1 protein-coding gene is annotated in these 277 nt (G+C 43.0%); it reads left to right on the top strand.

The features are described from left to right. A partial coding sequence (locus tag AAEY93_RS20505; protein WP_351079488.1) for an MFS transporter occupies positions 1 to 277 on the top strand: 277 nt, incomplete at both ends.

Raw genomic sequence — 277 nt, 5'->3', positions numbered from 1 at the left:
GGTTTACCACAAATCGCCAAAGACTTAGGTGCAAGTGAGTCACAACTCCATATCGCTTTTTCTGTGTATTTAGCGGGTATGGCCACAACGATGGTATTTGCCGGTAAATTATCAGACGTTATCGGCAGACGACCCATAGCAATTACTGGCGCTATTATTTTTACATTAGCTTCGTTCATGGCCAGTACAGTAGAAAACAGCCAATCTTTTTTAATCGTCCGCTTTATTCAAGGTATTGGCGCTGGCAGTTGTTACGTGGTCGCGTTTGCTATTTTAC

Origin of the sequence: Shewanella sp. CAL98-MNA-CIBAN-0140, assembly GCF_040309905.1 — a bacterium.
Lineage (GTDB): Bacteria > Pseudomonadota > Gammaproteobacteria > Enterobacterales > Shewanellaceae > Shewanella > Shewanella psychromarinicola.
Note: the sequence above shows the minus strand (reverse complement) of the source record. Positions and strands in the feature narration are given on the sequence as shown.